Origin of the sequence: Bradyrhizobium sp. AC87j1, assembly GCF_002936975.1 — a bacterium.
In the GTDB taxonomy this organism is placed as follows: Bacteria; Pseudomonadota; Alphaproteobacteria; order Rhizobiales; family Xanthobacteraceae; genus Bradyrhizobium; species Bradyrhizobium shewense.
Genome location: NZ_PTFE01000065.1, coordinates 15,844 through 37,907, shown reverse-complemented (window position 1 = coordinate 37,907; position 22,064 = coordinate 15,844). Strand labels below are relative to the sequence as shown.

Annotated in this window: 20 protein-coding genes; 9 read left to right on the top strand and 11 right to left on the bottom strand. The window is 63.6% G+C overall.

Annotated features, from left to right (window positions below):
- Positions 1-2 precede the first annotated feature (2 nt).
- On the bottom strand, positions 3-1,322 hold the full coding sequence (rimO, locus tag CV770_RS27765; protein ID WP_104464630.1) for a 30S ribosomal protein S12 methylthiotransferase RimO: 1,320 nt from the start codon (positions 1,320-1,322) through the stop codon (positions 3-5).
- 279 nt (positions 1,323-1,601) lie between these two features.
- Here rimO and CV770_RS27760 point away from each other — a divergent pair, with 279 nt between their 5' ends.
- The 6 genes from CV770_RS27760 (at position 1,602) to CV770_RS27735 (ending at position 8,254) form a co-directional block, all read left to right on the top strand.
- Positions 1,602-2,165, top strand: a complete 564-nt coding sequence (locus CV770_RS27760; protein ID WP_104464629.1) for a hypothetical protein — start codon at positions 1,602-1,604, stop codon at positions 2,163-2,165.
- A 247-nt stretch (positions 2,166-2,412) separates the two neighbouring features.
- Complete coding sequence (locus tag CV770_RS27755; protein WP_008564898.1) at positions 2,413-3,003, top strand: ANTAR domain-containing response regulator; 591 nt, start codon at positions 2,413-2,415, stop codon at positions 3,001-3,003.
- Positions 3,000-4,163, top strand: a complete 1,164-nt coding sequence (locus tag CV770_RS27750) for a CmpA/NrtA family ABC transporter substrate-binding protein (RefSeq protein WP_104464628.1) — start codon at positions 3,000-3,002, stop codon at positions 4,161-4,163. Before CV770_RS27755 ends, CV770_RS27750 begins: the two co-directional genes overlap by 4 nt.
- A 335-nt stretch (positions 4,164-4,498) precedes the next feature.
- On the top strand, positions 4,499-6,286 hold the full coding sequence (locus CV770_RS27745; protein WP_201760072.1) for a NirA family protein: 1,788 nt from the start codon (positions 4,499-4,501) through the stop codon (positions 6,284-6,286).
- On the top strand, positions 6,283-7,896 hold the full coding sequence (locus tag CV770_RS27740; protein WP_104464626.1) for a sulfite reductase subunit alpha: 1,614 nt from the start codon (positions 6,283-6,285) through the stop codon (positions 7,894-7,896). Before CV770_RS27745 ends, CV770_RS27740 begins: the two co-directional genes overlap by 4 nt.
- 205 nt (positions 7,897-8,101) lie before the next feature.
- Positions 8,102-8,254, top strand: a complete 153-nt coding sequence (locus tag CV770_RS27735; RefSeq protein ID WP_165637618.1) for a hypothetical protein — start codon at positions 8,102-8,104, stop codon at positions 8,252-8,254.
- A gap of 119 nt (positions 8,255-8,373) precedes the next feature.
- On the opposite strand, the gene CV770_RS27730 is transcribed toward CV770_RS27735, so the two are convergent.
- From CV770_RS27730 to pxpB, 3 genes are read right to left on the bottom strand one after another with little or no spacing between them, the layout of a single operon-like run.
- On the bottom strand, positions 8,374-9,141 hold the full coding sequence (locus tag CV770_RS27730; protein ID WP_104464624.1) for a LamB/YcsF family protein: 768 nt from the start codon (positions 9,139-9,141) through the stop codon (positions 8,374-8,376).
- Positions 9,142-9,173: 32 nt separating this feature from the next.
- Positions 9,174-10,211, bottom strand: a complete 1,038-nt coding sequence (locus CV770_RS27725; RefSeq protein WP_104464623.1) for a 5-oxoprolinase subunit C family protein — start codon at positions 10,209-10,211, stop codon at positions 9,174-9,176.
- Entirely contained in the window at positions 10,208-10,939 is a 732-nt protein-coding gene (gene pxpB / locus CV770_RS27720) for a 5-oxoprolinase subunit PxpB (protein ID WP_104464622.1), read from the bottom strand. Before pxpB ends, CV770_RS27725 begins: the two co-directional genes overlap by 4 nt.
- Before the next feature lie 252 nt (positions 10,940-11,191).
- On the opposite strand from pxpB, the gene CV770_RS27715 reads away from it, so the two are divergent.
- Positions 11,192-11,890, top strand: a complete 699-nt coding sequence (locus CV770_RS27715) for a ribonuclease activity regulator RraA (protein WP_104464621.1) — start codon at positions 11,192-11,194, stop codon at positions 11,888-11,890.
- Between the two features lie 17 nt (positions 11,891-11,907).
- Positions 11,908-12,312: a (R)-mandelonitrile lyase gene (locus CV770_RS27710; RefSeq protein WP_027542853.1), complete on the top strand. Its 405-nt coding sequence runs from the start codon at positions 11,908-11,910 to the stop codon at positions 12,310-12,312.
- Between the two features lie 143 nt (positions 12,313-12,455).
- On the opposite strand, the gene CV770_RS27705 is transcribed toward CV770_RS27710, so the two are convergent.
- The 7 genes from CV770_RS27705 to CV770_RS27675 all read right to left on the bottom strand — a co-directional run bounded on the left by CV770_RS27705 (position 12,456) and on the right by CV770_RS27675 (position 21,395).
- Complete coding sequence (locus CV770_RS27705) at positions 12,456-12,812, bottom strand: hypothetical protein (protein ID WP_091963561.1); 357 nt, start codon at positions 12,810-12,812, stop codon at positions 12,456-12,458.
- Between the two features lie 157 nt (positions 12,813-12,969).
- The gene (locus CV770_RS27700; RefSeq protein ID WP_146101368.1) at positions 12,970-14,208 is read right to left on the bottom strand and encodes a hypothetical protein; all 1,239 of its coding nucleotides are present in this window, start codon (positions 14,206-14,208) and stop codon (positions 12,970-12,972) included.
- Between the two features lie 23 nt (positions 14,209-14,231).
- Positions 14,232-15,809: a CHAT domain-containing protein gene (locus CV770_RS27695; protein WP_161500035.1), complete on the bottom strand. Its 1,578-nt coding sequence runs from the start codon at positions 15,807-15,809 to the stop codon at positions 14,232-14,234.
- Positions 15,806-18,718, bottom strand: coding sequence for a PAS domain-containing protein (locus CV770_RS27690; protein WP_104464618.1), 2,913 nt, complete (start codon positions 18,716-18,718; stop codon positions 15,806-15,808). The genes CV770_RS27695 and CV770_RS27690 overlap by 4 nt, the downstream gene beginning before the upstream one ends.
- 330 nt (positions 18,719-19,048) lie before the next feature.
- On the bottom strand, positions 19,049-19,912 hold the full coding sequence (locus CV770_RS27685) for a DUF2147 domain-containing protein (RefSeq protein WP_104464640.1): 864 nt from the start codon (positions 19,910-19,912) through the stop codon (positions 19,049-19,051).
- A gap of 203 nt (positions 19,913-20,115) precedes the next feature.
- On the bottom strand, positions 20,116-20,601 hold the full coding sequence (locus CV770_RS27680; protein ID WP_104464639.1) for a hypothetical protein: 486 nt from the start codon (positions 20,599-20,601) through the stop codon (positions 20,116-20,118).
- 14 nt (positions 20,602-20,615) lie between these two features.
- Positions 20,616-21,395 carry a transporter substrate-binding domain-containing protein gene (locus CV770_RS27675; RefSeq protein ID WP_104464638.1) on the bottom strand — a complete coding sequence of 260 codons (780 nt, stop codon included), beginning with the start codon at positions 21,393-21,395 and terminating at the stop codon, positions 20,616-20,618.
- Between the two features lie 126 nt (positions 21,396-21,521).
- Between CV770_RS27675 and CV770_RS27670 the strand changes: the two genes are divergently transcribed.
- Positions 21,522-22,019, top strand: a complete 498-nt coding sequence (locus tag CV770_RS27670; RefSeq protein WP_028144585.1) for a DUF1993 domain-containing protein — start codon at positions 21,522-21,524, stop codon at positions 22,017-22,019.
- Positions 22,020-22,064: the final 45 nt, after the last annotated feature.

Here is a 22,064-nt window from a genome sequence, read left to right as displayed (position 1 = left end):
CGTCAGAACCCCGCGACGCTGCCGTGCAGATCATACTGGTCGGCGCGCTCGATCTTGGCGGTGACGATCTCGCCGACGCGCAACGGGCGGCGGCTCGTCAGGTACACCGCGCCGTCGATCTCCGGCGCATCGGCCTTGGAGCGGCCCTTGGCGACGGTCGGGCCGACCTCGTCGATGATGATCTGCTGGCGCGTGCCGACCTTGCGCCTCAGCCTGCGCGCGGAGATCTTCTGCTGCCGGGCCATCAGCGCGTTGTAGCGCTCCTGCTTGACCTCTTCCGGCACTGGGTTCTCGATCGCGTTCGATGTCGCGCCCGCAACCGGCTCGTATTTGAAGCAGCCGAGCCGATCGATCTCGGCCTCATCCAGCCAGTCGAGCAGATAGGCAAAATCGGCGTCGGTCTCACCGGGGAAGCCGACGATGAAGGTCGAGCGCAAGGCAAGATCGGGACATTCCTCGCGCCAGCGCTTGATCCGCGCCAGCGTCTTGTCCTGCGCCGCCGGACGCTTCATCGCCTTCAGCACCTCCGGGCTCGCATGCTGGAACGGGATGTCGAGATAGGGCAGCACCTTGCCCTCATTCATCAGCGCGATGACCTCGTCGACATGCGGGTAGGGGTAGACATATTGCAGCCGGACCCATGCGCCGAGCTCGCCGAGCTCGCGCGCGAGATCGAGGAATTTGGCGCGGACCTGGCGGTCCTTCCACGGGCTCTCGGCATATTTGAGATCGACGCCATAGGCCGAGGTGTCCTGCGAGATCACCAGCAGCTCTTTCACGCCGGCGCCGACCAGGCGCTCGGCCTCGCGCAGCACGTCATTGGCCGGGCGCGAGACGAGGTCGCCGCGCAGCTTGGGAATGATGCAGAAGGTGCAGCGGTTGTTGCAGCCTTCGGAGATCTTCAAATAGGCGTAGTGGCGCGGCGTCAGCTTGATGCCCTGCGGCGGCACCAGATCCATATGCGGATTGTGGGCGGGCGGCAGCGCGCGGTGCACGGCGTCGAGCACGCTTTCATATTGCTGCGGACCGGTGATCGAGAGCACGCCGGGATAGGCCTGCTCGATCTGCTCGGGTTCCGCGCCCATGCAGCCGGTCACGATGACCTTGCCGTTCTCGGCCATGGCCTCGCCGATCGCCGAAAGCGATTCCTGCTTGGCGCTGTCGAGGAAGCCGCAGGTGTTGACGATGACGATATCGGCCCCGTCATGCTTGCGGGCGAGCTCGTAACCCTCCGCGCGCAGGCGCGTGATGATGCGCTCGGAATCCACCAATGCCTTGGGACACCCGAGTGATGTGAATGAAATGCGCGGCGCTCTGTCCATATAATCGCCTGGAGCCTATCTGAATTGTCTGGATTTGCGATCCAAGTAATTGAACCGATGGCGAAATTCAATAACTAACGTATGCGGCGCGATACTAAAGCAGTGCTCGCGCGTATTTGGCGTGATCGGCCAGTCACTAGGACGGTATGGACTGACTGAGGGTTCCTAATCTGGAAACTCATTCGGGATCGAGCGAGTGGAGGATCCGAGGTGAATTGGTCGAACATACCCGTTTTGGTTGTTGTTCTGATTTGCTTCAATCCACGGAGCTTAATTGCGATGCGCCGTTTCATCTTCGGCTTGGCTTTCGTTACCCTTTCTTATGGCGCGATGTTTCCGGCGCGAGCTGAAGTCGACAAGATCATCCACGTCTGCGATCGGCAAGAACGATTGTGTCCGGAATTCAGGCCACGCGTGAAAGCACCTGATGGGTGGGCGAGGGACGAGGCCGCGAGTCTCAAGTATGGCGCCTCAATGTTCGTGCCTAACGGGAGGAAATTCGGAAAAGCAAAATCAATCATCTATGCCGAAGGCCGCTACAACAAGGATCGGACCGAATTGGTTCAATGGGTCGCAGCCAGCGATCGGGATTGGACGGCGACATCCGGCAAAAATGCCAAGATCACCACGCTTCCCTCGGTCAACCCGAAGGTCATCATCAACCGCTACGACAATCCGTCCCTGAAGGACCAGCCGATCGAAGTAATCGCGCATTACGCCGATCTCGACAAGGACGGCAATTCTTACGTCGTGCGGCTAGCGGTCTCCGGCCTCAACGAGACGGCGGTGCTGGCTGCCGTGCCACTTCTCGACAAGATGATCGTTGGCGCGAAGATTCCGTGACGGCACAAGCCCAGATGACAGCCGCCTTCGGGCGGCTTTTTCTTTGGGGAGCAGCGCGGCTCGAAAAGTCTACATTCGTTGTCTCAGGAGCACCCGAGCGACACGAAGCTGACCTTGGGCGCAGCCGTCTGATCCATATCTGATCTGCCTGATTGACCGGCCTGAGCTAGTCCCAATTGCCCACAATTACAACCCTTTGCAGGGCGTTCCGGCGTGCTATGGATGAATCACCTGTCGTGAGTGAGCTATGAGCGCCGAACAGTCGCCCAAAATCGTGATCGTCGACGAAAGCCCGATCCGCGCTGCGATCCTGGAGGAAGGATTGCGGGAGGCCGGATTCACGCAAGTGGTCCATATCCGCGAGATGCAGAGCCTGCTCGCCCGTATTTATGCGGTCGACCCCGATATCATCCTGATCGATCTCGAAAACCCCAGCCGCGACGTGCTGGAGGCGATGTTCCAGGTCAGCCGCGCCGTGAAGCGGCCGATCGCGATGTTCGTCGACCAGAGCGATTCAGCCTCGATCCAGGCCTCGGTCGAGGCGGGGGTATCCGCCTACATTGTCGACGGACTGAAGAAGGAGCGCATCAAGCCGATCCTCGACCTCTGCGTGTCCCGCTTCAACGCCTTTGCCAAGCTCCAGGAGGAGCTCGAGCGCACCAAGTCGCAGCTCGAGGACCGTAAGATCATCGAACGCGCCAAGGGCATCCTGATGAAGGTGAAGGGCCTCACCGAGGACGAGGCCTACGTGCTGCTGCGCTCCACCGCGATGCGCGAGAAGAAGAAAATCGGCGAGATCGCGCAGTCGATCATCACCGCGTCGGAGATGCTGAAATGACTGCTCCCCTCCGCATCGGGTTCATCCCGCTGGTCGATGCCGCCGCGCTGATCGTCGCCGTCGACAAGGGATTTGCCGCCGCCGAAGGGCTCGAGATCGAGCTCGTGCGCGAGGTCTCCTGGTCCAACGTCCGCGACAAGCTCAATATCGGCCTGTTCGACGCGGCTCATCTGCTCGCGCCCGTGGCGATCGCGTCCTCGCTCGGGCTCGGTCACGTCAAGGTGCCGATCGCCGCGCCCTTCAGTCTCGGCATCAACGGCAACGCGATTACGGTGTCGCCGGCGCTTCATGCCGCGCTGATGGAGGAGATCGACGGCGACCGTTTTGATCCGATGGCCACGGCGAAGGCGCTGGCGAAGGTGGTTGCCAAGCGGCGCAAGCTAGGTGCCGAACCGCTGACCTTCGGCATGACCTTTCCGTTCTCGACCCACAATTATCAGCTTCGGTTCTGGATGGCGGCGGCCGGCGTCGATCCCGACGAGGACGTGCGCCTCGTGGTGCTGCCGCCGCCCTACATGGTCGACAGCCTCAAGAGCGGCCATGTCGATGCGTTCTGCGTCGGCGCGCCCTGGAATTCGATTGCGGTCGATCTCGGCATCGGTCACATCCTGCATTTCGTCTCCGACATTCTGGTGCGCGCGGCGGAGAAGGTGCTCGCGGTGCGCCAGACCTGGGCCGACAAGAATCCGGATGTGGTCGCTGCGCTGGTGCGCGCAGCGGTGAAGGCCGCCGAGTTCATCGAGAGCCCTGCGAACCTGACCGAGGCGGCACAGATCCTGGCGCAGCCCGAGCGGATCGGTGTCGATGCCGAGGTGATCCAGCGCTCGCTCGTCGGCCGCCTGAAGATCTCGCCCGAGGGCGAGGTGCGCGAAAGCGGCCGCTATCTCCTGGTGGGGCGGGAAGAGGCGGGGCGGCCCGATCCGGTCCAGGCCGCCTGGCTCTATGCGCAGATGGTGCGTTGGGGGCAGACGGCGCTCAATCCGGAGGGCGTCAAGACGGCGATGGCCGTGTTCAGGCCCGACCTCTACGATGCGGCCCTCGGCCGCCGGCCGCCCGAGCAGGCTCCCGCCGCGTTCGGGGCATTCGCCGGGCCCGTCTTCGATCCCGACAACATCCGGGGACATCTCGAGGCCTTCGAGGTCGGGCGTTGGAAGGCCTGATTCGAGACTGCGCCTTTTTTAGGCAATCCATCTCATTGCCCAAAGTTTGGTCCGGCTGCCCGAATTTCGTTAGAGTGCGCCGCCCGGGATTTCCCGGGGAGCGCCTAAGCATCTGAAATAGGGACATTTCCATTTTGGCCAAGCTGGCACGCAACTTGAATGTTGCAGTGCGGCCAGCTTGTCACAGGTGCCTGCTGAGCCGAGTCCCGCAGCAACGAAGCTGATCGGACCGTCGGGTAACGAAGCCGGCTCCTAAGGGCCAGCCCAGTTCCTCGCGGGTCGCGCCAATGTCCGTCGATGCCACCCAGGTGGCCGCAGGAGCTTCGTTACCGACCATGAAAATCGATACGCTCGCAGTCGACTTTACCGACGAGCAGAAACGCTATCTCGAAGGTTTTACGACCGGTCTGCAGATCAGCCGGGTCGGTCGTGGTCTCGGCGGTGGAGGCAGCGCCGGCAAGGCGAACGCCGAGCCTGTTGGTCCCGATGCCTTGCACATCAAGGCGCAGGACAAGGTGATCGCGTCGGGCAAGAAGCTCGCCGACCAGGAGAAGTTCAAGCGCGACGAGCATCCCTTCGATGCTTATCCGCGGCTTCGCCAGCAAGCGCTCGACAACACGCCGCCGAGCCCGGCGGATAATTTCCGCTGGCGCTATTACGGCATCTTCTATGTCGCGCCGACGCAGGACTCCTACATGAGCCGCCTGCGGATTCCGAACGGCATCATGAAGCATTGGCAGATGTCGGGCCTTGCCGATCTCGCCGACGAGCTCTGCGGTCCCTACAGCCACGTCACGACGCGTGCCAATCTCCAGCTTCGCGAGATCCCGCCGAAGAACGCCGTGAAGCTGATCGAGGGTATCCAGGACCTCGGCCTGTGCTCGCGCGGCTCCGGCGCCGACAACATCCGCAACGTGACGGGCACGCCGACCGCGGGCGTCGATCCGCAGGAAATCATCGACACGCGGCCCTATGCTCGCGAATGGCACTACCACATCCTCAACGATCGCTCGCTCTACGGCTTGCCGCGCAAGTTCAACGTCGCCTTCGACGGTGCCGGCAGGATCGCGGTGCTCGAGGAGACCAACGACATCGCCTTCACGGCGTATGAGGTGAAGGAAGGCTTCGGCGTCGAGCCCGGAATCTGGTTCCGCCTCGGCCTCGGCGGCATCACCGGCCACAAGGACTTTGCAAAATATTCCGGCATCATCGTCAAGCCGGAGCAGGCGACGGCCGTCGCCGACGCCATCGTGCGCGTGTTCATCGACCATGGCGACCGCACCAACCGCAATAAGGCGCGGCTGAAATACGTGCTCGACGCCATGGGCCATGACGGCTTTCTGAAGCTCGTCGAGGAACGGCTGAAGACGCCGTTCACGCGCGTGCCGGAAGAGGCGTTCGCGCCTCGGCCCGCGGCGGACCGCATGGCGCATGTCGGCGTACACAAGCAGAAGCAGGACGGCCTCAGTTGGATCGGCGTGTCGCTGCCCCTCGGCAAGCTCACCTGTGACCAGATGCGGGGCCTCGCCAAGGTCTCGCGCGACCTCGGCGACGGCGATATCCGCCTCACGGTCTGGCAGAACCTGTTGATATCAGGGGTGGGCGATGAGAACGTCGAACTCGCCATCGCGGCGATCAAGCAGATCGGGCTCGCGGTCGAGGTCTCGCACATCCGTGCCGGCCTGATCGCCTGCACCGGCAATGCCGGCTGCCGTTTCGCGGCGTCCAACACCAAGCGCAGCGCGGCCGAGATCGGTGATTGGTGCGAGCCGCGCGTCGCCATGGACAAGCCGGTTAACATCCACGTCACCGGCTGCCACCATTCCTGCGCACAGCATTACATCAGCGACATCGGCCTGATCGGTGCGCGCGTGCCGGTGAACGAGGACGACACGGTCGAGGGCTATCACCTCTTCACGGGTGGCGGGTTCGGCCCCGACGCCGATGTCGGGCAGGAGGTCTATCACGACCTCAAGGCCGAGGACGCGCCGAAGACGGTCGAAGGACTGCTCAAGGCCTATATCGTCCATCGCTCGTCGCCCGACGAAACCTTCCTGTCCTTTGCGCGCCGTCATGACGGCGAAACGCTGCGCAAGCTTGCCGATGCACAGGTGTCCGCATGAACCAGATCACGCCTCCGCCGAAACTCGAGATCATTCCCGCCAGCGCACCGTTTTCCGATGCGCAGCGCTCCTGGCTGAACGGCTTCTTTGCCGGGCTGCTGTCGCCTGATGTCGCCGCGCCGCTGTCGGCGGAGCAGGGCGCCGCCGTCATGCAAGGCGCAGCCGGTGACGGTGACGACGGTGAAGCACCGTGGCACGACCAGACCATGCCGATTGCCGACCGCATGAAGCTCGCCGAGGGTCGCCCGGTGCGTCGCAAGATGATGGCGGCGATGGCGCAGCAGGATTGCGGGCAGTGCGGCTACAATTGCCACGACTATTCGGAAGCGATCGCGGGCCGCAGCGAAGCCCGGCTCAATCTCTGCGTTCCCGGCGGCAAGGAAACCGCGCGGATGCTGAAGTCGCTGTATGAGGAGCTGGACAAGGCTCCGGCGGCCAAGGCGTCTGACAAGACGGACGCGGTGGCCGCGCCGGCCGTGACCGTGACGATCGCAGAGCCGGGCCGCTCGCGCGACAATCCGGTTGCCGCGACTTTCCTGTCGCGCCGTCTTCTCAACAAGGGCAAGTCCGAGAAGGAGACCTATCACGTCGAGTTCGATCTCTCCGAGAGCAAGCTCGACTACGTCGTCGGCGACAGTTTTGGCGTGTTTGCGCGCAACGAGGTCGGCCTCGTCGACCAGATTATCGCGCTGCTCGGCGCCTCCCACACCACCAAGGTCAACGGCAAGACGCTGCGCGAGGTGCTGATCGACGACGTCTCGCTGTCGCCGGCGCCCGACACGCTGTTCGAGCTGATCTCCTTCATCACCGGCGGCGCGCAGCGCGAGAAGGCGCGGGCGCTGGCGCAGGGCGAGGATCCCGACGGCGATGCCGCCACCCTGGACGTCATGGCGGCGCTGCAGAAGTTTTCCGGGACGCGGCCGCATCCGGAGGCCTTCGTCGAAGCGCTGGAGCCGCTCCAGCCGCGGCTCTATTCGATCTCGTCCTCGCACAATGCGACGCCCGGAAAGCTGTCGCTGACCGTCGATTCCGTGCGCTACGTCGTCGGCAAGCGCAAGCGCCTCGGTGTCGCCTCGACCTTCCTCGGTGAGCGCATCGGCGAAGGCGAGAATCTCAAGGTCTATGTGCAGAAGGCGCACGGTTTCGGCCTGCCGCAGGACCCGAAGACGCCTGTGATCATGATCGGCCCCGGCACCGGCATTGCGCCGTTCCGCGCCTTCCTGCTCGACCGCAAGGCCACCGGCGCGCCCGGCAAGAACTGGCTGTTCTTCGGCCATCAGCGCAGCGATTGCGACTTCTTCTACCAGGAGGAGCTCAACGCGATGAAGACCTCGGGGCTGCTGACGCGTATGTCGCTGGCCTGGTCGCGCGACGGCGAGAAGAAGTTCTATGTGCAGGACCGCATGCGCGAGGTCGGCCGCGAGGTGTGGACCTGGCTTGCCGAAGGCGCGCATCTCTACATCTGCGGCGATGCCAAGCGCATGGCCAAGGATGTCGAGCGCGCGCTGGTCGACATCGTCGCCCAGTTCGGCGCGCGTTCGACCGACGAAGCCGTCAGTTTCGTCGCCGAGCTCAAGAAGACCGGCCGCTTCCAGGCTGACGTGTACTAAGTCTAGCGTCACTCTACCGTCATCGGAGCCGGTTCCAACTGGCTCGGATTTGAACGAATAAGATTCTCGGAACCTGTACCTGGAGAGAATTTACCTCTGCGATGCGGCCTCCTCAAAGGAGGCGCATCGCTTTTTCCTCCGGCATCTTGCCTCCCGCCCAGGTTGATCCCTCATAATCCCGCAAATGGGGCCTTGGAGATCGACCATGCGCGAACTATCGGCGGAAGCCAGGCTGCATTTCTATGCGCGCTCGCTCTCGCGGCGGACTGGGGCGAGCATGCATCATTTCGCGCTCTACAGCGCGTTTGCCGTGATCGCGGCGATCGTGTTCGGCACGTTGTCGATACACCCGTTCTAAGATCTTGCTCGGTCTCGTAGGGTGGGCAAGCGAAGCGTGCCCACCGCCTGTCTCGATCATGCAGAGATCGTGGGCAGGGCGCTAGGCGCCTTTGCCCACCCTACGGCACCGATTGCGCATCACCCGCGCTTGAACGGCGCCACTTCGATCCCCGCATCCTTCAGGGCCTGACGCAAGGTCCGCGCGATCTCGACGGCGCCGTGCGTGTCGCCGTGGATGCACACCGTGTCCGTGCGCATCTTGATCACCTTGCCCGTCACCGAAACCACCGCGCCGTCCTGCACCATGCGCACCACGCGGTCGGCGATCGCCTTGGCGTCATGCAGCACCGCGCCGGGCTTTTTGCGCGAGACGAGGTTGCCGTCGTCCTCATAGGCGCGGTCGGCGAACACCTCGTGGACCATCGGCAGATTGGCGTCTTCGCCAGCCCTCACTAGCTTGGAGTTGGCAAGCACGACGAAGATCAGGCTGGGATCGACCGCCCTGATGCCGGCGGCGATCGCCTTCGCCGTCATGTCGTCCTCGCAGGCGACATTGGAGAGCGCGCCATGGGCCTTCACATGCGTGACCCTGTGGCCGGCCGCGGTCGCAATCGCCTGCAATGCGCCGATCTGGTAGGCGACCAGGTTCTCGATCTCGGACGCCTTCAGGCCCGCGATCGGATGGCGGCCAAAACCGTGCAGGTCGCGATATCCGGGATGGGCGCCGACCGAGACGCCGCGCGCCTTCGCCAGTTCCACCGTCCGGCGCATGATGTCGGGGTCGCCGGCATGGAAGCCGCAGGCGACGTTGACCGAGCTTGCCAGCTCGATCATCGCGGGGTCGTTGCCCATCTCCCACGCGCCAAAACCTTCGCCGAGGTCGCAATTGAGATCGATCGTCTTCATGGGTTGCTCTCCGCCTCTGGTCGTCGTGTCGTTTATGGCTCCGCCGTCACCTGCCAGGTTCCGGCATCCATGGCGCTCACAGCATAGCCCGCGACGTTGGCATCGCTGAGCGCCTCGATGTTGAGCGCGACGGTGTCGGCAGAGCGCAGGCGATCGGGCAGGTTGCGGATCAGTTGCGCGAACTTCTTCGCCTCGTCCTGCGCCTCGGCCATGCTGAGCGCCCTGAAGCGGAACGCGGTTCCCGCCGAGGTCTGGGCGAGGCGGCCGACATCGGCCGTGATCACGGTTGCGATCTTTGGATAGCCGCCGGAGGTGCCGCGGTCCATCATCAACGCGATCGGCGAGCCGTTGCCGGGCACCTGGATGCTGCCGTTGACGGTGCCGTCGGAGACGATGTTGTGGCCGTGCAGATGCTTGATGGCGGGGCCCTCGAGCCGGTAGCCCATGCGGTCGGAGGTCGCCGAGATCTTCCACTCGCTGCCCAGGAACAGCGCCTTGTTGGCGTCGTCGAACTCGTCGTCCTGCGGACCCAGCACGACGCGGATCGGACCGCTCATGGGCTTGGGCAGCTCGATGCGCAATTCGGGCGCACCGCTTGCGGCATTGACGCTGAATTCGTCGCCGGCCTGGAGCGGGCGCGGGTAGGGGCTGCCGAGGCCGGCGCGGGCATTCACCGCGAGACTTCCGAACACCATCTCGCCTTTGATGGCGCCTTCGATGGCGAGATACGTAAACGCGCCGCCGCGGGCAAAGCCCAACGTCAGCGTCTCGCCGTCCTTCAGCGTCACCGATGTGTCCATCGCGACCGGGTTTCCAGCGATGTCCGCATTGCGCGGCGCGCCTGAAATCGCCACGCGCACGGCGCCATCGCGCGCGGTGAACGCGGCGCCGAACGGGCCGATCTCGACGCTGGCCGCGAACGGCTCGTTGCCGACCAGCGTATTCGCCGCCGCCAGCGACAGCCGGTCCATCGCACCGCTCACCGTCAGGCCGTAGCGCTGCGCCCCCAGGCGCCCGCCATCCTGCACGGAGCTTGCGGGGCCGATGCTGGCGACGACGAGCCGGCTCATGCAAGCACCTGCTCGGCGACGATCTCTCCGGCTTCCGCAGCGCGGTCCAGCTCCTCGAAGGTCTTGTGGTCGATGGGGAAGAACGTCACGCGGTCACCGGGTTCGGTGAGGAAGGTCGGATTGCGGTGGAGCTGATAGGTTCTGACAGGCGTGCGGCCGAGCAGATGCCAGCCGCTGGGGGCGGCGAGGCACTGGATCCCGGCCTGGACGCCGCCGATTGAGATCGTGCCGGCGGGCGTCAACAGTCGCGGATTTTGTCGGCGCGACATGTGCAGGGATTTGTCGAGGCCGCTGAGATAGGACCAGCCCGGCGTGAAGCCGATCATGGCGACCTTGTAGTCGCCGCCCGCATGCCGGGCGACGATGTCGTCTGGCGTGGTGTTCAGCGCCTTGGCGACATCCTCGAGGTCGATGCCATGCTCGCCGCCATAGGCGACCGGGACGCGCCAGCGCCGCGCCTTGGTCACCGGCGGCGGCGGCTGAATGGCGATCGGCAGCAGCTTTTCGCCGAGCGTGTCGAAACCGATCCTGCCGGGATCGTAGTGCACCAGCAGCGAGCGATAGGTCGGCACAGTCTCGGTGATGCCGTCGATAGGATTTGCTGCGAGCGCCTTGTCCAGCGCCAGCACGCGCTGGTTGGCGTCGTAGTCGATGGTGCGGCTGAACTCGACCGTGACGGCGCTGTCGCCACTGGGCAGAAGGCGGGGCGGGGGGAGCGTCGCGGCCATTGAGCTGTCGAAGAGCTGTCGAAATCGGGCTTTTGCAGGAGCGGGCTCGAAGTTCCGCCTCACCCCTGCTTCGCGTAAATGCGCCCGCAAGTCCAATAAATTAATGCAGGAGGCCACGATAAGGCTTTGTTATCGCGTCGCATAACAGCCCACCGGCCCTGCATTATTGATAGCTCTTGGCCCTTGACGCAAAGCGTCCGGCTCGCAAGATGCGCCCGTTCTTTCCCGCCCATCCGGAGCTCGTCTGTTTCCATGTCGCTGTCCCCCGAAGCCCGCAAGATCCTCGCCGGCATCACCACTGCCACCATCACCACGGTCCTGCTGAAAAAGGGCCTGCGCAATGTGTGGATGCGGGGCGCGCGGCCGCTGCGCCCCGGCCTGCCGCGTCTGGTGGGGCCGGCCTTCACGCTGCGCTTCGTGCCCGCGCGCGAGGATCTGGCGACGCCGGAATCCTGGTCGTCGCCGATCTCGACCCGCACCGCGATCGAGGCGATGCCCGAGGGTTGCATCGCCGTGGTCGATGCCATGGGCATCACCGATGCCGGCATCTTCGGCGACATCCTCTGTGCCCGCATGATGAAGCGCGGCGTCACCGCGCTCGTCACGGATGGCGTCGTGCGTGACGTCGAGGGCACGCTCGGCACCAACCTGCCGGTGTGGTGCGACGGCTATGCCGCGCCGCCCTCCGTTGCCGGCCTGACCTTCGTCGGCTGGGGCGAGCCGATCGGCTGCGGCGGCGTTGCGGTGTTCCCGAACGACATCGTGGTCGCCGACCAGGACGGCTGCGTGCTGATCCCGCAGGCGATGCTCGACCACGTGCTCAACGAGGGCGTCGAGCAGGAGCGGATGGAGGCCTGGATCGTCAACGAGGTGAACAATGGCGCGGTGCTGCCGGGCCTCTATCCCATGAACGCCGAAACCAAGGCGCGTTACGCCGCCAGCAAGAAGTAACGGAAGCGAGGACCCCCATGGAGATCACTGTTGCCGGCACGCGACCGACCCGCCGCGCGCCCAAGGAAAACTTCACCGGCACCGTGTGGCAGGATCCCGTGATCATGGCGCCCGCGCCGGCACGGCTGAACTGCTCGCGCGTCGCGTTCGAGCCGGGGGCGCGCACCAACTGGCATCACCATCCGCTCGGGCAGACGCTGTATGTCATTTCCGGCGTCGGCCGCGTCCAGACCAAGGGCGGTCCTGTCAGGGAGATCCGTCCCGGCGACACCGTCTGGATTCCGCCGGGTGAGCTGCACTGGCACGGAGCCTCGCCGACCAACGGCATGTGCCACATCGCCATGCAGGAAGCGCTCGACGGCGTCTACTCGACCTGGCTGGAGCCGGTGACCGACGCCGAGTATGGGGCGGCGGTGGGTTGAGGCATTCGAGTCCCGGACAAGACGCATCGCCCGAAGGCGATGCGTCGCCGATCCGGGACCCAGAACTGCCGAACGAGCAAGGAAGCTGGGTCCCGGCTCGGCGCAGCAACGCTTCGCGCTGCTGCTTGTCCGGGACACAAGCCCTACATCCGTTCCGCCGTCCAGGTGCCCGTGCAGAGCGCACCGCGCCAGGTGCCGGAGCCCGAGGTGCCGCTGAGCCGGCCGAAGCCGACGGCGCGCTTGATGCCGGTGCTCAAGGTGACGTTGATGCTTCCGGCGTCCGCCACACGGCCCGATGCCGTCACCGCGGCGCTGGTCGATGCAATCTGCCCATTGTTGATGCCGATCGCGACGGTAGCGCCGTTGCCGCAGGTCTCGCTCGAGGACGAGATCCGCACGTTCCAGGCGCCGTCGAAGCTGGTCGAAGCTGCATTTGCCTGTCCGCAGAGCAGGGCGATGGCCGAGATCGCGGCAAAGATACCCTTGCAAAGAAGTCGCATGACACGCCCCATTGGCTGAACCTGGGGGAAATCGTGTCACGACGCGGGGCGGACCGATGTGAGGGGTGTCACGGATGCGGTCGGACGGTCCAACGCGATCGTGTCCTAGCGTCGCCGCATCGGTCTGGCAGAGGCGTGAAAGCAGGCGTTCGCGCCATCACCTTGCTTTCGCGGTGCGATTGATCACGCGCGCCAGCGAGACGGCGGAGTTTGTATCGACCAGAGGGGCCTTGCCGACTGTCTTTCGCAGTGCGAACGCCTCGGACGCAAAAAGCTTGTCCGGATCATCAGGGGCGTCCTTGATGCCGGTGAGCAGGCGGATTTGCATGCCCTTCAGGAGCTCTGTCACGGCCGGGTTGGCGATTGTCTTGTCGTTGGGGGCGGCCAGGAGTGCCTCTTCCCAGCCGCGGTGAGTATTTTTCGGCGTCACGCGCTCCACGAGCTTGTCGTAGCTGGTCTGGTAGGCGCCGATGGCCACGAGACGATCGTTCTCGGCGAGTTCAGGCGAAGTGATCACCTCGGAGCGCAGCGTCAGCATCTGTTCGTCCGCACGCTCCAGCTCCCGCTTCATGATGCTGCTTGCAACACCCTGCCAGTGTCGATGAAATCCGAGCTGCGTGAGAGGGTTGATCGTATCAGGCCCCTCAGGCAACAGGCTGGCCGTGAACTCTATGGCCAGGAGGCAATAGTCCAATCCGGACACACGCTGACCGTCCAGCAGCAATCTGTCGTCGGTCACCACCAGTCGCTTGGCAACCGCTTCGTCGAGATCGGAACCGGCAACCAGGAGATAGCCGCTGCGGCCGAGCGCGTTGCCGTCGGCATAGGAGAACAAGGGCGTGACGATGTTGAGCCCGAACAGGCCGGAGACCCGGTCGTAGATCTTTTCAGCCACACGCAACCCGTCGGAAACACCCGGCGCGAGCCCGGTCTGTGTGGTCAGGTCGGCGGCCAATTGCAGGACCTGTTGCGCGACGTCGTGAAACGGAAGGCGGAATAGCCCGACGAACAGGGACAAATTGTCCTGCTTCATGGGCGCGCGCCTGACCGCGTAGATATTCTTGAAGTCGACATAACCCGGGGCGGCACCGGCCGCCTTCAGCTGAGCGGCGATCTCGTCATTGCTCAGGATCGTGGGTCGGCGCTGACGCCCGTCGCCGAAGCTGAACTCGGTGAGCACGACGCCGAGCGGAAGGAACGAGTTGAAAAACTTGCCGCCCTCTCGCAAGCCCATTTCGACCATGCGCACGCCGAAATAGCTCGCTTCGGGCAGGAAGGTCTGTCCCGCTGTCATCGCATTGCCACCGCTCGATGCGACATAACCGACATATGGGCGCCGCAACTCGCGGCTCGCCCAGTGCTCCACGACGTTCTTGAGTGTGGTCCAGACTGTCATGACATCCTTCCACTCCAAGCTGCTCACTGGCAGCGAGCCGCCCAATCGGTCGATTGCGCAAGCAAGATCGGTGAGAGCCAGATCGGACTTTCTTCGTCGTAGTTCAGACTTTCCCATGATGCGCGACAGGCCTTGCGGAACGCGACGCAAACGGACCGCGTCTTGTGGAGTTCGTCATAGAACTCCCTGGCGAACTGCGGCGCGCGTTCGTCCTCGACATTCCAGCGGAAGCCCAAGGCGTAGGGGATTCCATTCATCACCAGTTGCTGAACGCAGCCCTTCGAGATGCCGCGGCACGCCGAGAGGTAGACCAGCGTCGTCGTTGAAAGCCCGTCGGATGCCGCCACCCTGTCGAGCTTCAAGCCGACCGCTTGCTCCGGCTGCAGTCCGGGAAGGACGAGGGTCGCGGTTTGCTGGCCATCGCTCCAGGCGTGACCGGCGTAGTGGAGAATGGTCGGCCTAAATGCATCGAGCTGCTTCAGCAGATAGGGGGCGGCCTCGCCCGGAGGGGCGTCCGACAAATTGACGATCTTCAAATCGAAACAGCCCGCGGCACCCAGCTCCGTCACGTGCTTCAGTTCGGTATCGATATTGCCAAGCTTGTCGAATTTCTTGCCATCGCAGATCGCGCTGTCGAGCTTCAGATCGGGATGTTCACCGATCTGAGAACGAACGAACATCAGTTTTGCGCCCGGTTTGATCCGCGCGCGCTCACTGGCCCTTCCGCGGACAAAGGATGGAATGCGCCGGACGATCGGCGCATAGAGCAGCACGAATGGCCCATTTTCCTCCGAGAGATAACGTACACTCGCCTCGAAGGGCACCGAATAAAAGCCGGCATCGCTGATGACGAACCGGAACGACAGTCCCACCAGCCCGCCTGCCGACTTTTCGATCTGCGAGAACAGATGTTCGCCGATCGCTTTTACAACGAAGCTCTTGAACAAGCGGGTCCCGATGTCCCGCGTTTGGCCGAGCCAATTGTTCAGCGGCATCTCATCGCGCGCGTAGGTTTGAGCGGCAGATTTGAGGTCATCGAGATCGCTGATGGTGTTCCAGCGAAGCATCGGAGAGCCGTCTTCACCCGTTCCGAGCCGGCATTCCACCTTGGCGCTATGGATTTCGATCTCGATCACGCGGAAGGCGCCCGGAATCGCATTCGTCTCGTCGGGATGCCCGGTAAGGATCGCAATGAACGGGCGCAAGATCCGATGCCGGTGCAGCTGCAGCGCGTCCATCGGCAGGATTAGCGCATTGCCTGCTGCTCTGCACTCTTCCTCCAGGTCCGCGCAGGTTCCAAACGAAGGTGCGATGACCAGCACGGAGGTGTGGGGGTCCTGGGCCAGGACGACGGTGTTGAGGACGTGCTTCGCGCCGAGAGTCGTGCGTGTGTCGTATACAGCGCTGGGGTCGGTCGGCAGCCGGGCGTCGAGCACGAGCAATTCAGTCTCATTCGCGATGAGCCACTCGCTGGTCTGGTCCGGGGTCATGAGAGGCTTGTCGTACAAGTCCGCCAGGGCCACTCCTGCCGCGAGCAGATGTCCTCGCAGGGTTTCGAACATGCTTGGTTCGGCGGTGGCTATGGCAATCTTTGCTGTCATACCGGTGCCTCCTGCACGCACAATGGCAGGTTGAACTCGAATCCCGCGCCGTCCAGCTCGACCAGAGTGCCGTCGTGCTGCTCGGCAGCCTTGCGTATCGCCTCGATCGCGATGCTGGCCATCTGCCGTGCCCGGTGCTGGCTCTGCTCGATCGGGTCCGCCGCCGACGGTGCCAGAGCGTCGGCAATTGTCGCGGGTAAGCGCATGGACACCGAGAGACGATGCGGCGGCCGTTCCGCGATCGTCACGGTCAACCTGTCGTTCGGCGTGATGCGCAACAGCAGGAGGGAGCTGAGGGCAGAGCGAAACGCAAAGCTCAACCTCTTCGTCCATCCCTTGACAAGCACCGGACGACGCATCGCAATCTCGTCGACGACGTGGATTGAATCACGATCCTCGACGGGAAGGCCTTCGACCTCGTGATAAAGCACTTCCAATACGTCGAATTGCTCGGGGGCTTCCTGCGGCGTCTGCTGAACGGTCAGACGATCGGACAGACGTTCGAAAGTCAGGTCGGCCCTCAGCAGGTGGTTGGCGGCCTGCTCGAGCAGCTCGGCGCAATCTCTCATGAGCTCTGGTTTGCTCAGCAGCGATGCAGCGCCGCGCAGCAGGCCATCGGCCATCAACAGTGGGGCGCGGGTCTCGCGTGCAACGGCCGTAACAGTCTCTTCCAGATAACCCCAGTCGCTTTCCCGGCTTTGGTCGGCAAGGCTGGTGAACAGCCAGAGTTGATGACCATAGTCGTCATTCAACGGCTCGCGATTTGCGAGAGTCGTCAGCTCGGTGCGCGGTGCGTCGCCGATTGTCAGGTGGATGTGAAGGCGGTGCTGGATCCCGCATTCCGACAGTTGCATGGAATCTTCGTTCCGGGCGCCAAATGACGAGAGCTTCTTGTCACGCGCCCGGCCGAAGATGTTCTCGGCTGCACCATTCGTGTGGCAGATCGTCCCGACGGCGTCCACGATGACGGCCGCCTGCTCGATTCTATCCATGAGCGCGTGCTCGATCGCTTCGTGCCAGCGAGCCGCAAAGATCTGTTCGCAGTCAGCGGCGAGGCCACTTGCCGCGTCCTGATCAGGCCCACGGAACGCGTTGAGCTCCGATGACTCCATGTCCAGGATCAGTTCGATCTTGCCATTCACGAACAGGGGAACTGTCATGGCGGATCGCTGATCGGGTGCGGTTTTGATGAAGCCGTAGTTCCGCTCGGTATCGCTGATGTCAGGAACAACCAGAATGCTCCGCTCGGCCAGGCAGCTGCCGAGCATGCCGCTGGACAGCTCCTGGGTATATTCGGCCTTGCGGTCAGCTGCTTTCACGAGCAGGTTTCGGTCGTTCTTGACGTGCTCGGCGACCAGCACGAACTTGCTGCGGCGGCGATCGACCCGGAACACGCCGACATATTCCCAGCCCAGGCATTTCGTGGTGCCTGTGGCCAGCAGTTCAGCGATGGCGCGTGCGCTCGCGGCCTTGTTCAGATCGTCCTTGAGTTTGCGCAAGGCGCGCGCCTGGGCATGCTCCATGGCGGCGTCTGCGGCCTGCAATATCTCCTCGACGCCGAGATTTTGCAGCGTGCGCAGGTCCGAGGCGGTGTATTTGTGCTTGCGGGACAGCAGAGCCAGCGAACTTCCAAACCGGCCTCCGGCTTTGCGGATCGGCAATACGATCATCGACTCGAATTCGTCGGCGATGATGGCCTTGCTCACCGGGTTGTCCATTTCCTCCGGATTGAGGCGCTCGACGAACGCGGCCAAATTATTGTCCCACGTCTTGCCCTGCTCGAGCCAATCGATCACGCCGGGCGGCACCTTGAACCAACGCGTGCTCCACTCCCAGCCGGGTCTTGGATAGACAGTGACCGCTCGCCAATAATCGTTGAGATCGTTGTAGACCCCGAACGTGCTCATTTCGAAGGGGATGACCTTGCCGATGGCCTGGAGCGTTGCCTCGATGATCTTCTGTGGATCATCATGCTCGGCCAAAATCGTCTTGAGTTCGCGACGGGCGCGATCTTCGGCAAGAGGGGCGAACAGCACCAATAACCCTGCCGAGCTGTTCGGGGCTTCCATGTAGGGCGTTCCGGTAACCCTTGCCAGAACAGAACGACCGTCTTTCGGGCGGAGCCTGACGAAGCTCGAGAAGCCCGTCTGCTTGGTGATCCATTCGGCGAACAGGTTCGTCGTTCCCTCGTCCTCGGATCCGAATACGAGGGAGAGCGACATCTCCTTGAGTTCTAATTCCGAAAAGCCCAGAACCTGCACCGCGCGCTCGTTCGCGAACCGGATCTTGCCTGTCAGGTCGGTGCGGAGCACGCCATCCTGCAAGGCATCGAGGCGGCTCTGTTCAGCGCTCTGGTCAAGCAGGAGTGCGTAATTGCCCGGCTTTCCATCTTCGTCGCGCAGCGGGCCGATCTCGACTCTGACCTGACGAACCGCTTCGTCGGTCTGGATGTCTGCGCGCAAACTCGTGTTGTGATTTGCCCGGAGGGCCATGCACACATCAGCTGCACGGGATCCGAACAACCCGGAGAAAGCCGCGCCGCGCCTGCCGGGAATGAGCTTGTCGAACGCCGCGTTCGAATAGACGATGCGGCCGTCGTTCGCCAGTTCGACGAAGGGAAGCTCGCTGTAATGTGCGGCTTCATCGAGCGCGTCATACCGATCCGACAATACGCTAAGCATGGTGTTTTGCGATTGCAGGATTTTGCCGACGGTCTGAGCGTCGAAACCAAACTCCGAAACCAGCATCCGCGCTTGCTCGTCGACCAGAGGCTGCAGCGCGGTCGTCAAGCTTGTCTGTCGACTTCGGAGCGCGCCGATCACATGGCGTCGTACGCTCTCCTCCGACATCAATAAGCCGGGGCCCCAGTCACCGGAGACCAGCGATGGCGTCGCACGGAGTTCCTCCATAACAACCTCGCTCGCTTACGCAACTAAAGGCGCCGAAAGGAGGTCGAGAAACGACTCGTTTCGGTCTACTCGATCTCGGCGAAACGGCGCCGACTGCGCGGTAATCAGGTCGCAAATAGTCTGGCTATCAATCCAAACTAGAAGCAACGACGGCGGGCAGAGTATGAAATGGTTCACAGTGGGGGCATTTGAATCGAGCGGTCGTACGCCCGGGGCCCGGCGGGGGGATAGCGACGACTATCCCGGCAGTCGGATCATCGATTGCAGGTTGTGGAGCGAAAAAGCGTCAACCTGGCTGCGCCATGTTGGCTCAGGTGCAATCGGCGCCGCTCAATTCACGCGCGTCCAGGTCTGCCCGCCGCAGAACATGCCGCCGAAGGCGCAGCCCTGCACGCGCAGGCGGTCGGTGCCCTTCATTGCGATCGTGGAATCGTAGGTCGAGCCGGAGTTCGGATCGAGGATGCGGCCGGACCATTTCTGGTCCTTGCTGGGCTTCATGTTGATCAGAACCTGCTCGCCATTCTGGTTCGATTTGCCGTCGACCGAATAGCCGCACAGATTGGTGCCGCATTGCTCGATGCGGACCTTGCCTTCCTTTTCCTCGGTGAGCCAGACGCCGAGCGGCGAGCTCAGATCGCGTGTGGGCCCGGCTGCCGGAGCCGGCGTGGCTGCGGCCGCCTGGACGGGAGCGGCGGCAGGCGCCGGAGCGGGCGGCGGAGGCGGCGCCGATGGCGCAGTAGCGACGGTCGGAGCGGGCGGTGGCGCCACGGCGGGCGCTGCCTGCTGCTCAGCGGGCGCAGGGGCCGGAGGCGGCGCAGGCGGCGGCAGCACGGCCGTATCAGCCGGCGCGTTGGTGGCGGTCGTCGTCGGCGGAGGCGCCGACGGTGGTGGCGCAGGAGGCGGCGCCACGGCCGCAGCAGCCGCGGGCGCCTGCACGGCTGCGGGCGGCGCGGCGGGAGCGGGAGCTGGAGCGGCTGGTGCCTGCGGATCGACCGTGGCCTGCTGCGGCGCCTGCTCGTTCTTCTTGGCCTTCTTGGCCTTGCCCTGGCCGGTGTTGTCGTACACGCCGGGAATCTGCACCGTGCCGCGGTCCGGATCGATGCGGATGGTGCGCCCGCCATATTCGAAAGTGTACTGGGCTTGAGCAGCTGTGCTCGCCAAAAGGAATGCGGCCGCGGCCAACAGCTTCCTCATTTCCATCTCCTGAGCAGATAGTCCCCGGACCGACGCTTACGCCCCGGTTCGATCTTCAAAAGTGATCTAGATCACTGTCCTCGGTATGAGTCGTGCGCGCGGCGACCTTGGTTCAATAACGCCGAACTCTGCCCGGAGTTGGGCGGGGCGGTCCCCGCGCCAATGTGGCGCGCCCGACCGGCGGAAATTCAGCGCGCCCGCGTCTACTTCCGCGGACAGCCCGCATTGGCGGCTTGGTGGGCGCGGGCAAGCGCTACGTCGTTCGCCTTATCGGTATGAACATCGACCGAACCGACGAGGCAGGCCTTTGCGCCGCTGATCGCGAACACGGAGAGCTCCTGGAGCTCCTTCTCATCCTCGACCGTTCGCCAGGTACGGATCACCGCGGCCCTTGGCACGCCGGCTCGCATGATCCATTGCACCTTTTCGCCGAACGACTTGCCGGCGCCGCGCCACTGCGCGGTCGGCCCGGACACCTTCTCGATTGCGATCCGAGGCGCAATCGTGACTGATACGATGTTGCCTTCGTCGGCAAAGCTCACCACGTAACCGGCCGGACCCGGGCAGGTCCACAGGCCGAGTTCATCTGTCGACTCGTCCTTGCAGGCCGCCCCGGTCGCGGGCGTGAACTTCGTCTGCGCGAGCGCGCCGTGAGTCCCGCTGATCCCGAGCACGATTGCGACTGCCAATTCCCTTCGCATTGCTAGTCGAACCACGCTGCATAGATCTTCTTGTAGCTGCCGTCTTCCATCGAGATATGCAGCCATTGGTCGACGAAGGCCTTCAGCGCCATGTCGCGCTGGAGCCAATAGGCTTTCTCGGAGAAGTCGAACGGTTTTTCGGGATGCACCGCGCAGAGCACGCCGGCGTGCTGCTTCTGCTGGTAGCGCGTCTCGGAGGCGTCCGTCATCATCAGATCGGCGTTGCCCTTGGCGATCTCGTCGAAGATCACGGTATTGTCGGAGAAGACGGTGATCTCGGCGTCCTTGATGTTGGCACGCGCAAAGCGCTCGTTGGTGCCGCCGGGATTGACGATCACGCGGGTGCCCTTCTTGTCGATGTCGGGAAGCGACTGGTACTTGCCGACGTCGGCGCAGCGCGTGATCGGCGTCTTGCCCTCGCGCATGATCGGCGTCGAGAAGAAGCCCTTCTTCTGCCGGTCGAACGTGACCGACACGCCGCCCATGGCGACGTCGAACTGATCGGCCTCGAAATCCTTCATCAGCTTCGGCCAGGCCGTTGGAACGAACTCGACCTTGACCCCGAGGGCCTTGCCGAGCGCCTCAGCCATGTCGACATCGAAGCCGCTGAACTGCTGCGTCGCCTTGTCCAGATAGGTGAAAGGCTTGTAGTCGCCGGTCATGCCGACGCGCAAGGTGCCGCGCTTGACGATCTCGTCGAGGCGCGAGGGCGCCTGCTGCGCGTGAGCCGAAAGGTTTGCCAGCAACGCCACGGCCGCAGCCGCCAAGATTCGAACAGCCATCCGAACGATCATCTCTTTTCTACCCCTGCGCGAGCTGTCATTGTGCAGCTCTTGAGGGGTGGATTTAGACCAGATGCCAGTCGCTGGCGAGGTGGAATTGAAGGGAATCCTGACGTGACGATCTCGATGTACGAGGCCTCTGTCGGCCTCTTCGTCCCGCATTTGCGCAACCTGTCGGGGCTGCTCGACAAGGGCGTGGCCTATGCGGAGACCCGCAAGTTCAATCCGGCCGTTCTGCTCGGTATGCGGCTGGCCCCGAACATGTACGATCTGGCGCAGCAGGTCGGCGAGGCCTGCCGGCATGCCGTGGTCGCCCCGGCCTTGCTGGCGGAGCTCGAGCCGGTGGCGCTGCCGGCGCTGGAGCACGACATGGCCGGGCTTCAGGCGCGGATCGCAACCTCGATCGAGTTCATCGAAAGCCTGCCGCGCGCGGAGATCGATGCGGCGGCGGAACGGAATGTCTTCTTCAGGCTGAAGAACGGGACCGAGCTGCCCTTTACCGGGCGAGCGCTGCTGCTGACGTTCAGTGTCCCGCAGTTCTTCTTTCACGTCACGACCGCCTACGACCTATTGCGGCATGCAGGCGTCGAGCTCGTGAAGAAGGATTATCTGGGAAGGAAGTAGTTGCGAGACTCGATGTCACCTCTCCCCAGCGGGGAGAGGTGGAGA